Below are 13,522 nucleotides of genomic sequence, written 5' to 3'. Positions count from 1 at the left end.
CCCCCGAACCTCCCGAGCCCCGTCCCCCGCGGCCAATCTCAGACCGAAGCGAGCTCAGGCTCGGCACCGGCCCCGTGCCCCGCTCCCGCGCGGTGCGACCGGGGCTGCGACCAGGCCCACACGTCCGGGCTGTCGGCCAGTGCGCCGCCCGCCGGGTCGTCGTCGATGCCGTCGGCGCGGATCGGGTCGCGGCGGGGGTCCAGGATGTCGCGGATGATCTGCACCATCAGGAACACGATGCCCGCGAGGTGGATCACGATCGCCCACACGTAGAAGTTGTCCGGCAGCCCTCGGGTGTTGCCGTTGCTGGGCCCGGCCTGCCAGACCAGGTAGTACCAGACCGCCACGTAGTACGCGACTTCGCAGCACTGCCAGATCAGGAAGTCGCGCCAGCGCGGCCTCGCCAGCGCCGCCAGCGGGATCAGCCACAGCACGTACTGCGGCGAGTACACCTTGTTCAGCAGCACGAACACCGCGACCGTCAGGAACGCCAGCTGCGCGAACCGCGGCCGGCGCCGGGCCATCAGCCCCAGCAGCGCCACGGCCAGCCAGCCGGCCAGCACCAGGGCGATGATGACGATGTTCTTGTTCGGCGGCTCCCAGCCCCACCAGTGGCGGATCGCGAACCACGGCGAGCCCAGGTCGATCGGGCGGTTGTCGTTGAACGTGAAGAAGTACTTCCAGCCCTGGAAGGCCAAGATCATGACCGGGGCGTTCACCGCCAGCCAGGTCACCACCGCGGTGCCGGTCGCCTGCGTCCACTGGCGCATCCGGCCCGCGCGCCAGCACAGCACCAGCAGCGGGATCAGCAGGAACACCGGGTACAGCTTCGTCGCCGAGCCCAGGCCCAGCGCGATGCCCGCGACCACCGGTTTGTTCCGTGCCCAGGCCAGCATCCCGAGCGAGGCCAGCGCCACCGCGATCAGGTCCCAGTTTATGGTCCCGGTCAGCAACAGCCCCGGCGCCAGCGCGAACATCGCCGCGTCCCATGGTCTTCGTCCGGCGAGTCCGATCACCGCCAGGACGCAGACGAGCGCGAAGATGATCAGGAACCACGTCGTGACGTTGTAGAACCAGCGCACCTGGTCCGGGGTGTCGGCGCCCAGCTTCTGCGCCAGCAGCGCCGCGGTCTCCATCGCCGCGCCGGCCACCACCGGGTACTCCAGGCCGTAGTTGCCGCTGGCCGTGTCGGTCTGGCGGTACGGCGTGAGGTGCTTGTCGAAGCCCCGGCCGTAGTACATGTACGGCACGTCGGTGTAGCAAAGGTGGTTGTACTGCTGCTTGCCCGTGCCGTTCCAGGCCGTGGAGTAGCACGGCGAGCGCTGCGCCACCCCGAGCCCCAGCGTGAGCAGCGTCAGCAGCACCAGCACCCGGGCGACCGTCCGGATCGCCGAGCGCGACCCCAGCCGGGGCCGCCACGCCCGCGCGCCCAGCGGGCCGCCCACGGCGTCGGAGGCGGCGTTCACCACCGGGTCGTCGAGGGAGGGCGCGACGAGGGTCGGTGCCGCCGCCGCGCCCCGGCCCGTCGGTTCCCCCGACGGGCCGGGCGCCTGGTCGCTCACGTCCGAACTCACTTGCACATCGTGCCCTACCGCTCTGTTCCCCGTCTGCATGTCCCGATAAAGATCCGGCGTCAGCCCGCAGGCGGGGCGCCGAGGGGGTTGGACGTGCTGGTGGTGGTCGTCGGGGTCGAGGTCGTCGGGCACAGCGGATCTGTCGGATGCTGCTGGCAGAACCTGCTCGACGGCGTGGTCGGCGTGGTCGACGTCGGGCTCGTAGGCCCGGTGGTGTTGGTCGTCCCGGTGCCGGTCGGCTGTGTCTGCGTGGTGGTGTCCGTCGGCGTCGAGGGCAGCGTCACGCACTGCTGCGAGGCCGGGTCGAACTGCGCCGGCGCCTGGCACAGCGGCTGCTGCGTGCTCGTCGTGGCCTTCGTCGGGGTCGGCGTCGGCGTCGGGGTCGGCGTCGGGACGAACACCGCCTGGCAGTTCGCCTCCGAGCCGGTCGGCGTGCCGGGCAGCGAGTTCGTGTCCGTGGCCAGCGGGCCGGCCGAGACGGACTGGCCGAAGCTCACGATGTTGCTGACTCCGGAACAGATCGGCGCGTACGGCGGGAACGGTTTGGCGAAGTTGGTCTTGTCCTTGTTGAGCTCGATGCTCATGAACTTCGACCAGACCGTCGTCGGCCAGTCCATACCGTTGATGCGTTTCGACTGGTCGTCGTAACCCAGACCCTTGATGGACTCCAGGGTGCCGTCCGCGGTGGATCTGAAGATGCCCACCGAGGTCGCCAGCGACGAGGAGAACCCGGTGAACCAGGCCGAGTGGTTGCTGTCGGTGGTACCGGTCTTGCCGGCCAGGCTGTAGTTGGACGCGGCGGCCAGGGCGGCGGCGTCGCTGTTCGCGCCGGCCGTACCGCCCTTGGCGAGGACGCCCTGCAGCGCGTTGGTGACGCCGGCGGCGGTGTTCGCGGACATCACCTGCTTGTTGACCCCGCTGCCGGGGCGCAGGGCCGGCGGTGTCCAGACGGTCTGCCCGTGCTGGTCGAGGATCGCGGAGACCTGCACCGGCTCGTGTGCGACACCGCCGTCGGCGAAGGCCGTGTAGACGTTGGCCATGCGCATCGGGGTGATCTCCGCGGTGCCCAGGGTCAGCGAGGCGACCTTCTTGAAGTCGGGGGTGTCGGGCTTGATGCCGAGGGCCAGGGCCATGTTGTAGACGCCGTCCATGGTCACCGCGGGGTCGAGCTCCAGCGCGGCGAACACGGAGTTCAGCGACATCGCCAGGCCCTGCTTCAGCGTGGTGTCGGTGGTGCCGGACGGCGGAGCTTCCTCGTCCTCGTTGGGGGGCCAGTTCGCTTGCCTGTGCAGGGTGGTGTCGTAGAAGGTCAGCGGCGTGGTCGACCCCGGCAGGTACAGCGGCTTGGCGTTGGTGCCCGGCTCCATGCTGTCCAGCGAGAACTTGCCGGACTGTAGCGCGGTCGCCAGGGTGATCGGCTTGAACGTCGAACCGACCTGCACGCCACCCTGGATCGCGTAGTTGAAGGCGTTCTTCGCGTAGTCCTCGACGCCGTCCGTGCCGGTGTAGAAGGATTTCACTTCGCCGTGCATGTTCACTGAGGCGAACGCCAGGTGCACGTCATGGTCGGACGGGTGTTTCGGGTTCAGCTTCCCGCCACCGCCGCCGCTCGTCCCGGTCCACAACGCGTCCGCCGCCTGCTGCGAGTCGGCCATCATCACGTGGTTGTACGTGGTGACGATCTTGTACCCGCCCTTGGACAGGTTGTCGATGTTCGCGTACTTCTGCGTCGTCGGGTCGGTGGGGTACTCGGCCATCTGCGCCGAGAGGAACTGCGTGGCGGCGTCCTTCATGTAGCCGACCCACCCGGAGAGGTTCGGCTGCTTGTAGTCGTTGACGGCCGGCAGCTTGCCCTGGAATTTGTCGGTGATCGGCTTGTCCGCGAACTTGTACTGCGACATGTTCGCCAGGATCGCGTTGTACCGCTTCACGAAGCGGTCGAACGTCTTGGGGTTGTCGGTGCGGGCCTTGGCGTTGGCCAACGCGGTCGAGAAGTTGCTGGGGTCGTTGACCAGCGCGGCCAGGAACGCTGCTTTGTCGACGTCGTTGTTGGTGAAGCTGCTGATCGGCTTGCCGAAGTAGGCGCGCGCGGCGGCGTCGATGCCGTAGGCGCCGCGGCCGAACGAGATCTGGTTCAGGTACCCGAGCAGGATCTGCTGCTTGCTCTGCGTGTGGTTGAGCTTTATGGAGATCATGATCTCGTTGATCTTGCGGCCCAGCGTCTGGTCCTGCGACAGGTACGCGTTCTTCACGTACTGCTGGGTGATCGTCGATCCGCCCTGCGTTCCACCGCTGCCGAACAGGTCGTTGAGCGCTGAACGCGCCACACCGGTGAACGACACACCGGGGTCGGACCAGAACGAGTAGTTCTCCGCCGCGACGAACGCGTTCTGGAACACCGTCGGGATCTGGCTTATGTCGTTGACCTGGTAGTAGTTGACGCCGATGTTGCCGAAGACTTCGCCGTCGTCATATGCGTAAGTGGTCGGGTTGCCGGCCGCGATACTGTTCTTGACCTGCGGGATCTGGGTGTTCGCGTACGCGTAGGCCACCACGCCTATGACGGTGAACAGGAAGCTCAGGAAGATCGACAGCACCTGCTTGATCGACGGCATCCAGTGCCGCCACCCGCGCTTGCCGTAGCGCGGGTAGTTGATGAACTTCATCCACCAGTCTTTGGGGGGCAGATCGTCCGGGCCGTTGCCGCCGTTCCGGCCGCCGCGTCCACCCCGGCCGCCACCCGCGCCACCCGTACCGCCGGTCCCGCCGGAGCGGGCCGAGGCCCGCCGTCCGGCGCCCCGTCGCCCGCCGCCCGAGGCGACCTCGGCCTCGTCGCCGTAGCCGCCGCCGTCGGCGTACGAGTCGTTGTATCCGGCGTTCTCGTAGCCGCGGTCGTCGTAGGACCCGTACTCGTCGTACTGGTCGTCGTACCCGTCGCCGCCACCGCGCCGGCCGCCGCCGCGCTTGCCGAACATCCCGGACAGTTGGTTGGTGAGCCCGTCGAGCTTGTCAGAGAAGCCGCCGCCGTTGGCCGACCGGCGCCCCCGTGATCCGCCGCCACCTCCGGCGCGCCGACTGCCGTGCTCGCTCATACCTCGGTCCGCCTCACCTGAGTCCTCTGTGGAGCCACGCTTGCCGCACGCCCCCCTGCCTGCCGGAACCAGGCGGATGGAAACCGCCATGGACCGGCTTGCTCGCGGAGACGCCCGAAACCGGTCAGTCGGTTGCGATCCCGCCCCGCCCCGGACGCGCTACCGGCACAGGGTACGCCACGGACCCGTGCGCAGAGCGCGACTGGCGTCGAAATGTCCGTTTCGCCCCGGTCACCTGGGGACTTGTGCGGTGCGGCCGACACCCGCTAACGTCTCGATGTATCGGAGCGATACATCGAGTGGCTGTATCGAGTTGGTGTATCCGCCCGATGTATCGGCAGTGTTTGTTTATCAGGCAGGCGGCGGCGTACGGAACCGTACGGCGCACGGTCGAGGAAGGAGCAGCGATGGCGAAGCGGTCCCAGATCCTGGAACTGGCCGTCCTCGGCCTGCTCCACGAGCACCCGATGCACGGCTACGAGCTGCGCCGTCAGCTCAACGTGCAGCTCGGCGCCTTCCGCGCGCTGTCCTACGGGACCCTGTACCCCTGTCTGAAGGACCTGGTCGCCCGCGGCTGGATCGCCGAGGACGACACCCAGACCGCCAACATCGCCTCCTCACGCCGTGCCAAGATCAGCTACAAGCTGACCGCGGAGGGCAAGGAGCGGTTCCAGGAGCTCATGACCACCTCCGGCTCGGCGGCCTGGGAGGACGACAACTTCGGCGTCCACTTCGCGTTCTTCGGACGGACCAACGCCGGCGTCCGGATCCGCATCCTCGAGGGGCGGCGCAGCCGTCTGGAGGAGCGGATGGAAGCGGTGCGGGGCTCGCTGGCCCGCAGCCGTGACCGGTTGGACTCCTACACGCTGGAGCTCCAACGGCACGGTCTGGAGAGCACCGAGCGCGAGGTCAGATGGCTCAACGAGCTCATCAGGACCGAGCACGAGCAAGCGTTCCCGACCCCACCGCAGCAACCCCAGCAAGGCTCCCCGGAGCCCCGGGCCTCTTAGCGCCCCGCGCTGAAGAGGTCACACCCGAGGCCCGGTCGCAGCCGGCCGGCCACTGTCCCCTTTCCATAAATATGCAAGAGAGCGTGCCCGTTTCCCCCGGGTGCGGAAGATGAAGGAGAAACCGTTCATGGGTTCGGTTCGAGTAGCGATCATCGGCGTCGGTAACTGCGCCGCCTCGCTGGTGCAGGGCGTCGAGTACTACAAGGACGCCGACCCCAACGTCAAGGTCCCCGGCCTGATGCACGTCCAGTTCGGCGAGTACCACGTCAGCGACCTGGAGTTCGTCGCCGCGTTCGACGTCGACGCCAAGAAGGTCGGCCTGGACCTCGCCGACGCCATCGGCGCCAGCGAGAACAACACCATCAAGATCGCCGACGTCCCGCCGACCGGCGTGGTCGTGCAGCGCGGCCACACCAACGACGGCCTGGGCAAGTACTACCGCGAGACCATCGTGGAGTCCGACGCCGAGCCGGTCGACATGGTCGCCGCGCTGAAGGCCGCCAAGGCCGACGTCGTGGTCTGCTACCTGCCGGTGGGCTCGCAGTCCGCCGTCGAGTACTACGCGCAGGTCGCGATCGACGCCAAGGTGGCGTTCGTGAACGCGCTGCCGGTCTTCATCGCCGGCACCAAGGAGTGGGCCGACAAGTTCGAGGCGGCCGGCGTCCCGATCGTCGGCGACGACATCAAGTCCCAGGTCGGCGCGACCATCACGCACCGCGTGCTGGCCAAGCTGTTCGAGGACCGCGGCGTCGTGCTGGACCGCACCATGCAGCTGAACGTCGGCGGCAACATGGACTTCATGAACATGCTCGAGCGCGAGCGCCTGGAGTCCAAGAAGATCTCCAAGACCCAGGCCGTGACCTCGCAGCTGTCCCACGACCTCGGCGCCGGCAACGTGCACATCGGCCCGTCGGACTACGTCGCGTGGCTCGACGACCGCAAGTGGGCGTACGTGCGCCTGGAGGGTCGCGCCTTCGGCGACGTCCCGCTGAACCTGGAGTACAAGCTCGAGGTCTGGGACTCCCCGAACTCGGCCGGCGTCATCATCGACGCGGTGCGCTGCGCGAAGATCGCGCTGGACCGCGGCATCGGCGGCCCGATCCTGTCGGCGTCCTCCTACTTCATGAAGTCCCCGCCGGTCCAGTACTTCGACGACGAGGCCCGCGACGCGGTGGAGAAGTTCATCCGCGGCGAAGTCGAGCGCTGACTTGCCCCTGGTCGGGTAGGCGGTTGACGCCTCGATTGCCCTTACCAGACCAGTCGTCTACCGCATAGTCCGTAGACGAAATTACGCCTCAAAATACTGCCCCGAGCCTGCAAAGGCCCGGGGCAGTTCGCGTAAGCTCCCGCGAGGTATTTAAAATCGCAAGGAGTCTTACATGGGTCGCAAGCGCGAAATTTCGGTCATATCGAGTCTCGCGGTGGCAGGCGCGGCCTTCGGCGGGACCATGGTCTCGGCGCCCAGCGCCTCAGCCGCGAGCATCACGGTCTCCGCGTCCGGTTCGGACGTGGTGGCCATCAATCCCTCGGCCCTCTCCGGCGGCGCGCCGACAGACATGGTCAGCACGCAGACCGCGCAGATCCTCAGCAACTCTGCGCGCTACCTGGCGACCACCTGGTACAACACCACGTACAACAACGGCACCAACGTGGCGTCCGACGGTTATCTGAACCTCGACATCGCCGGTGCCGTCCCGGAGCAGAGCTTCCGGCTCCCGGGCATGGCGGCGCTGTCCATCGCCACCGCCGTGAAGCTGCACGACTGGGACCAGTACGACTCCGGCATCACCCCGGACGAGGCCGAGAACCGCGCGGCGACCATGGTGCGCGCGCTCGCGCACCGCTACTACGCCAACAACTCCCTCGCGGGCGTGTCCACGTGGGGCAACAGCTGGCAGTCCCCGCTGTGGGCGTTCTACACCGGCCAGGCCGCCTGGCTGGTCTGGGACAAGCTGTCGCCGTGGGACCGCGACGCCGTGGCCCGGATGATGGCCGACGAGGCGAACCGGCTCATCACCGGCAACGACGTCTACCTGACCTCGGACCAGGGCAGCCAGCAGCTGTATCAGTACAACAAGTCCGGCATGGACGTCACCCCCGGCGACACCAAGGCCGAAGAGGACAACTACGAGGCGCAGCTGCTCGGGTTGGCCGTGGCGATGATGCCCAACCACCCGAACGCCGCCAACTGGCAGCGCCGCAACGAGGACCTGCTGATCGCGGACACCGCGACCCAGGCGGACCTGTCCAGCTCGGAAGTGATCAACGGGCGTCGGCTGGACCAGTGGCTGCAAGGCTGGAACGTTCAGAAGGACGGCACGGTGCAGAACCACAACATCTTGCACCCGCTGTACATGACGGCGCTCGACCAGTCTCTTCAGCAGGTCGGCACCTTCGCGCTGGCCGGGAAGTGCGCGCCGCAGGCGGTGACACACAATGTCGGCCTCGTCTACAGCGCTCTGACGATGAACCCGCCCTCATTCGCATACGCGCCGGTTCCCGGCAACCCCGCAGCGAATGTCACGCCGGCGATCGGCACACCTGATGGCAAGCCGATCTACGAGTCGACCGATTCTGCGAAGATCAACTACCCCCAGGGCAACGACTGGGGCACCCAGTTCCCGGCCTACTACGGGTCCTTCGATGCTCTGGTCAGCGCGTACATCCCGTCGGCATCCAATGCCGTGCACTACTCCGCGACGCACAACGCCGCGGAGCTCCAGCTGCAGGGCCGGTTCCACACCGGCCAGACCTACAAGCCGTGGAACCCGGCGACCACGCCCGGCGACCAGGCCGAGAACTCCTACATCGGCGCCGAGCAGCGCGTCGGCCAGATCGCGGCGCAGGCCTACATGGCGGAGTTCCTGAACCACCACAGCCAAGCCTGCTTCGACAACTCCGGCACCCCGACCCCGCCGAACGTCCCGCCGGCGCAGCCGACCGCCGTCTCCCGGCTGGCCGGCAGCGACCGCTACGCGACCGGCGTCGCGGTGTCGCAGAGCCAGTGGTCCAACGCCGGCGGCGACAACACGCCGCGGGCGATCGCCGACGCGGTCGTGCTGGCGCGCGGCGACAACTTCCCGGACGCGCTGGCCGGTGTGCCGCTGGCCAAGCGGGACCGCGGTCCGCTGCTGCTGACCGAGCCCGGGTCGCTGAACGGGGCCACCGCGGCGGAGATCCGCCGGGTGCTGCCCCAGGGCAAGACCGTCTACATCCTCGGCGGCAACCAGGCCGTCTCGCCGAAGGTGCAGCAGCAGCTGCAGAGCATGGGCTACAACATCCAGCGCTTCGGCGGTCAGGACCGCTACGGGACCGCCTTGCAGATCGCGGAGCAGGGTATGGGCTCTCCGCACCAGGTCGTGGTGGCCACCGGCCAGGACTTCGCCGACGCCCTGTCCGCCGGCCCGCTCGCCGCCGACGAGGGCAACGCGATCCTGCTGTCCAACGGCAAGACGCTGGACCCGAACACCAAGGCCTACATCGCCGCCGCCGAGCGCAAGGACGGCGCCGCCGACCCGGCCTTCCACCTCAACGCGGTGGGCGGTGCGGCGGTCGCGGCGACCAGCTACCTCGGCGGCGCGGCCCACACCCTGATGGGCGCGGACCGGTACGCGACGGCGGTGGAAGTGGCGAAGCGCTTCGCGGCCGACATGCCGGTGACGCAGTTCGGTGTGGCCACGGGCATGCAGTTCGCGGACGCCCTCACCGGCGGCGCGTACATGGCCAACGCCGGCGAGCCGCTGATCCTGACGCCCCCGACGGGGCTGGCCCCGGCGGACGCCAGTCTGCTGCAGTCGATGCACAGCCAGATCTCGACCATCACGCTGTTCGGCGGCCCGGTGGCCCTCAACAAGACGGTGATGGACCAGATCGCCCACGCGGTCGGTGGTGTGGAGCGCTAAGCGTTTCACCGCCTCGCTCACGCTGAACAAGGCGGCGCCCGCCAGCCAAGGAATCCCCTTTGCAGGCGGGCGTTTCCGTTGACTTGAGCTTTACTCAAGTCTCCATTTACAGAAGTCTGATATTCCAGCACATTCCTTCGTGAGGCCCATCAGGCCGTTTCTCGCCACCCCACGAAGGAGACCCATGCGCACGATCCGTCTGGCCGCGCTCACTGCTGCCGCCGCCACGGCTTTCACGATGTCGATATCGACCTCGTCGGCCGTCGGGGTGAGCCACTTCGGGGCGAAGCCCATCGCCAAGGGCGCGGTCGCGAAGGCGACCCCTCAGGTCACCGGCCCCGACACCCTGTCGCTGCAGACCAACGGCAAGTCCGGCGTGGTGTCGCCGACCCCCAAGGTGTACCTCGTCTTCTGGGGTTCGCAGTGGTCCAAGGACCCGGCGAAGGTCGCGCCCGACATGCAGAACCTGTTCAAGGGCCTGTTCGGCGCGAAGGACACCTGGGGCACGATCCTCACGCAGTACTGCGAGAACGCCCCGGTCGGGACCACGACGTGCCCGTCGAGCGCGACGTTCGTGAAGCACCCCAGCGCCTCGATCCTGGGCGGCGTCTGGTTCGACAACGGCGCGGCCGCGCCGACGAACTCCACGCAGGCGCAGATCGCCGCGGAGGCGAGCAAGGCCGCCGGGCACTTCGGCAACAAGACGCAGGCGCCGAACCTCAACGCGCAGTACGTCGTCCTGTCGGCCACCGGCACCCACCCGGACGGCTTCCCGAACAGCGGCTTCTGCGCCTGGCACGACTTCACCAGCACCAGCTACGGCAAGCTCGCGTACACCAACATGCCGTACGTGCCGGACCTGGGCGCCGGGGCGTGCACCACGCTCACCGACGGCCGCCTGCTCTCCGGCATCGAGTCCACCGAGACCCACGAGTACGCCGAGACCGTCACCGACTTCTGGCCCACCGACGGCTGGAACAACACGGCCAACGGGGAGATCGGCGACGAGTGCGTCAACCTGGACGCGTACGAGACGCTGACCACCGGCAAGTTCGACGTGCAGGGGCTGTGGTCCAACAAGGCGAACGCCTGCGTGACGCACGGCTGAGGCTGTTCCGGCTGCTCTGTTCTGCTCTGTTCTGCTCTGTTCTGCTCTGGGTTGATCTGGGCTGATCTGAGCTGAGCTGAACTGCTCCAAGCCCGTTCGGCCGCGGCGTGCGACCATCTGGAGGGACGCGCCGCGGCCGAACCATGGGCACGTCGTGACCCCGGCGCCGGAATACCACCGGCTTTCCGGGGCGTTGCCCCCACCAAGGCAATGCCCATAGGAAAGCTAGGGAGAGTCCAGCATGCCCGAGTCGGAGCCGACCACGACGACCCGCCCCGCACCGGCGGACTGGAATCAGTGGGCTGAGAAGCGCGACGCCTCGGTCTCCGCCGAGCACGGGGTCCTCGCCCTGATCGCGACACACTGGCTGGAGGATGGTGCCGCGACGCGGATCGACGGGCTGCCGGGTGTGTGGGCCGCGGACGCGGACCGGGTGAGCGTGGCCGTCACCGCCACCTCCGCCGACGCGTTGCTGGTCGAGGACGTTCCGGTCGACGGCGTGCGGCTGCTCAACCCCGATCTCACGCCGGATCCGACCGTGCTGTTCCACCACGGGCGCAAGCTGGTGCCGATCGTGCGCGAAGGCGCCCTCGCGGTGCGGGTGTACGACCCGGAGGCCGAGAACCGGCGCGGCTTCGCCGGGATCGAGCGCTTCCCCCATGACCCGGGACTGGTCTTCGAGGCGCGCTACGAGCCCTACGTCCACGGCCACGTCGAGCGCGTGCTGAACGCCGACGGCAAGGAGCGTGGGCTGGCGCTGGACGGCGACCTCGTCTTCGAGCACGACGGCGTCGAGTACCGGCTCGCGGCGACGCAGGGCGGCGACGGGTTCGACGTCACCTTCGGCGACGCCACCAACGGGCCCGACACCTTCGGCTTCCGGCAGCTCGCCGTCGCCGCCCCGGAATCCGGCAGCGGCACGACGCGCCTGGACTTCAACCACGCGCAGCTGCCGCCGTGCGCCTTCAGCGACCACTTCATCTGCCCGGTGCCCCCGGTCGGCAATCGGCTGGACCTGGCGGTGGCGGCGGGGGAGAAGCGGCGCGCGGTCCGCTCCTGAACCGGGCGGGGCACCAGCGGGCGCGCGGCGGCACACCGGCGGCGCGCGGCGGCCGGCGAGCCCCCGCAGGCCTCGGACGTCCCAATTCCCAGGGAACCGGTGGGTATACCGGCTGTTAGCATCGGCACCGTGCAGATCTCAGCAAAAGCCGACTACGCGGTCCGGGTGATGCTCGAGCTCGCGGCCCACGGTCCGGACCTGGTCAAGTCCACGGTCCTGATCGACCACCAGGGCCTGCCCCGCAAGTTCGTGGAGTCGATCCTGGTCGAGCTGCGCCGCGCCGACCTGATCCGCAGCCACCGCGGCGCCGAGGGCGGCTACAGCCTCGCGCGCCCGGCCAGCGCCATCTCCATCGGCCAGGTGATCCGCGCCGTCGACGGCCCCCTGGCGGAAGTCCGCGGGCTCCGTCCCCACGAGACCGAATACAGCAACGCCGCCGAGCACCTGTCGGACGTCTGGGTCGCGGCCCGCGCCGCCCTGCGCAAGGTGCTCGACGAGACCAGCCTCGCGCACGTGCTGAGCGGGAAGCTGCCGGCGCACGTGCGGCGGATGGCGGAGTCGCCGGAGGCTTGGCTGCCGCGGTGAGGTGGGGCGCCGGTTCCGGCAGGCTTGCCCGCCGCCGCTCCGACATCCAAGGCCTCGCCGCGCGTGCTCAGCGGCAAGATGCCAGGCGCGCGTTCAGGCTGGGAATCGCGAGCGGCGGCCCGGTCCGGCGCATCTGTTCGGCAGACCGATGTGCAGGCCGAATCTCAGCAGAACTCCGCACTCGCGTTGAGCTTCTGAGCCCCCGCATTCGGCGAGGGCCCGTGCCGCTCCGCGATCCGCCTACTGAGCCGGTGCCGGCGCCTGGTGGTTGCTACAAGCCTGCGCGCCGTTCCACTGCCAGGGCGCGCCGCACCAGGTGTTCGCGAAGTCGGTGCTGACCGGGGCCGGGGCGGTGGTGGTGTCGTCCGGGACCGGGTTGCCGAGGTTGATGGCGGCGCTGGCGGACGTGGCGCTGCCGGCGAGGACGGTTCCGGCGCTCAGCGTCAGGACGGCGAGGGTGGCGAGCTTGCGCACGGCCGACTCCTATCAATCGCGGTTCGATGGTGGTTGTGATGGTGGTTGTGATGGTGGTTTTGAATGGCGGTTCGGTGCTGGTTCACGGCGATCGGCTGCCGGGTCGCGGCCGATCACGTCGCCCAACCCCGCGCACGCTCGGCCGGTCACGGGCCTTGACCCCATCGGGCGAATAGTTAGGCGGCCGGTCGTTCGCCCGACCGGCCGCCTGCCCTGCTGCGTGACTCCTATTTCTTCTTCTTTCCGCTCCCGCCCTTGCTCGGGGCCGGCTTGAACGAGGTGATGTAGGCCGCCGTCGGCGAGCCGAGCCCGGTCGCGGTGTCGTAGCCCTTGCGGGCGCTCAGGCCGTGGTCGAAGCCGAGCTTGAACAGCCGCGCCTCGTGCACGTCGCCGAACATCCCGTGGTCCACGACGGCCGAAATCAAGTTCGGCGCGGCCTTCGGGTGGTTGACGATGTCGGTGAACTGCTTCGTGCCGGCCCGCTTGTACAACGCCGGGTTGGCGAAGCCCAGCGCCCCTCCGGCCGCCTGCTCGGCATCGGCCTGCACCGCGGCGAACATCGGGGCCGCCACCGAGGTGCCGCCGATGACGTCCTGGCCGTAGCCGCCGAGGGTCGGGTCGGTGTGGCCGGTGAGCACGGCGGTGAGCAGGTCGCCGTCCATCGCGATGTCCGGGACGGTGCGCTTCGCGGGGCCGGCGGGCGGCGGGGTCGGGGTT

9 protein-coding genes and 1 pseudogene are annotated in these 13,522 nt (G+C 68.8%); 6 read left to right on the top strand and 4 right to left on the bottom strand.

Annotated elements, in window-relative coordinates:
- Positions 1-38: 38 nt before the first annotated feature.
- The gene (locus GWK61_RS45495; RefSeq protein WP_194918923.1) at positions 39-1,574 is read right to left on the bottom strand and encodes a glycosyltransferase family 87 protein; all 1,536 of its coding nucleotides are present in this window, start codon (positions 1,572-1,574) and stop codon (positions 39-41) included.
- Positions 1,575-1,633: 59 nt separating this feature from the next.
- On the bottom strand, positions 1,634-4,666 hold the full coding sequence (locus GWK61_RS45490; protein ID WP_194918921.1) for a transglycosylase domain-containing protein: 3,033 nt from the start codon (positions 4,664-4,666) through the stop codon (positions 1,634-1,636).
- Between the two features lie 407 nt (positions 4,667-5,073).
- Here GWK61_RS45490 and GWK61_RS45485 point away from each other — a divergent pair, with 407 nt between their 5' ends.
- From GWK61_RS45485 to GWK61_RS45460, 6 genes are all read left to right on the top strand, one after another.
- Positions 5,074-5,676 (top strand): PadR family transcriptional regulator, encoded by a 603-nt coding sequence (locus GWK61_RS45485; RefSeq protein WP_194918920.1) that lies wholly within the window; start codon positions 5,074-5,076, stop codon positions 5,674-5,676.
- Positions 5,677-5,803: 127 nt separating this feature from the next.
- Positions 5,804-6,883, top strand: coding sequence for an inositol-3-phosphate synthase (locus GWK61_RS45480; protein WP_194918917.1), 1,080 nt, complete (start codon positions 5,804-5,806; stop codon positions 6,881-6,883).
- Positions 6,884-7,055: 172 nt separating this feature from the next.
- A complete protein-coding gene (locus GWK61_RS45475) occupies positions 7,056-9,578 on the top strand; it encodes a cell wall-binding repeat-containing protein (protein ID WP_194918915.1) in 2,523 nt (840 codons plus the stop codon).
- 184 nt (positions 9,579-9,762) lie between these two features.
- Complete coding sequence (locus GWK61_RS45470) at positions 9,763-10,686, top strand: hypothetical protein (RefSeq protein WP_194918913.1); 924 nt, start codon at positions 9,763-9,765, stop codon at positions 10,684-10,686.
- Between the two features lie 241 nt (positions 10,687-10,927).
- Positions 10,928-11,746, top strand: a complete 819-nt coding sequence (locus GWK61_RS45465; RefSeq protein ID WP_194918912.1) for a DUF1684 domain-containing protein — start codon at positions 10,928-10,930, stop codon at positions 11,744-11,746.
- A gap of 129 nt (positions 11,747-11,875) precedes the next feature.
- Positions 11,876-12,331: an RrF2 family transcriptional regulator gene (locus GWK61_RS45460; protein WP_194918909.1), complete on the top strand. Its 456-nt coding sequence runs from the start codon at positions 11,876-11,878 to the stop codon at positions 12,329-12,331.
- 240 nt (positions 12,332-12,571) lie between these two features.
- Here GWK61_RS45460 and GWK61_RS45455 read toward each other — a convergent pair whose 3' ends face one another.
- Positions 12,572-12,805, bottom strand: a complete 234-nt coding sequence (locus GWK61_RS45455; RefSeq protein WP_194918907.1) for a hypothetical protein — start codon at positions 12,803-12,805, stop codon at positions 12,572-12,574.
- A gap of 227 nt (positions 12,806-13,032) precedes the next feature.
- Positions 13,033-13,522 (bottom strand): annotated as a pseudogene (locus GWK61_RS45450) (hypothetical protein); the annotation flags it as partial.

The organism is Catenulispora rubra (assembly GCF_015356825.1).
GTDB lineage: Bacteria > Actinomycetota > Actinomycetes > Streptomycetales > Catenulisporaceae > Catenulispora > Catenulispora rubra.
The sequence above is the reverse complement of the archived record's forward strand: the minus strand, read 5'-3'. Positions and strand labels throughout refer to the sequence as shown.

Bases quoted from the DNA above. Each gene is read 5' to 3' on its own strand.
- GWK61_RS45480 (WP_194918917.1), top strand. From the start codon at position 5,804: ATGGGTTCGGTTCGAGTAGCGATCATCGGCGTCGGTAACTGCGCCGCC.
- GWK61_RS45490 (WP_194918921.1), bottom strand. From the start codon at position 4,666: ATGAGCGAGCACGGCAGTCGGCGCGCCGGAGGTGGCGGCGGATCACGG.
- GWK61_RS45465 (WP_194918912.1), top strand. From the start codon at position 10,928: ATGCCCGAGTCGGAGCCGACCACGACGACCCGCCCCGCACCGGCGGAC.
- GWK61_RS45485 (WP_194918920.1), top strand. From the start codon at position 5,074: ATGGCGAAGCGGTCCCAGATCCTGGAACTGGCCGTCCTCGGCCTGCTC.
- GWK61_RS45470 (WP_194918913.1), top strand. From the start codon at position 9,763: ATGCGCACGATCCGTCTGGCCGCGCTCACTGCTGCCGCCGCCACGGCT.
- GWK61_RS45475 (WP_194918915.1), top strand. From the start codon at position 7,056: ATGGGTCGCAAGCGCGAAATTTCGGTCATATCGAGTCTCGCGGTGGCA.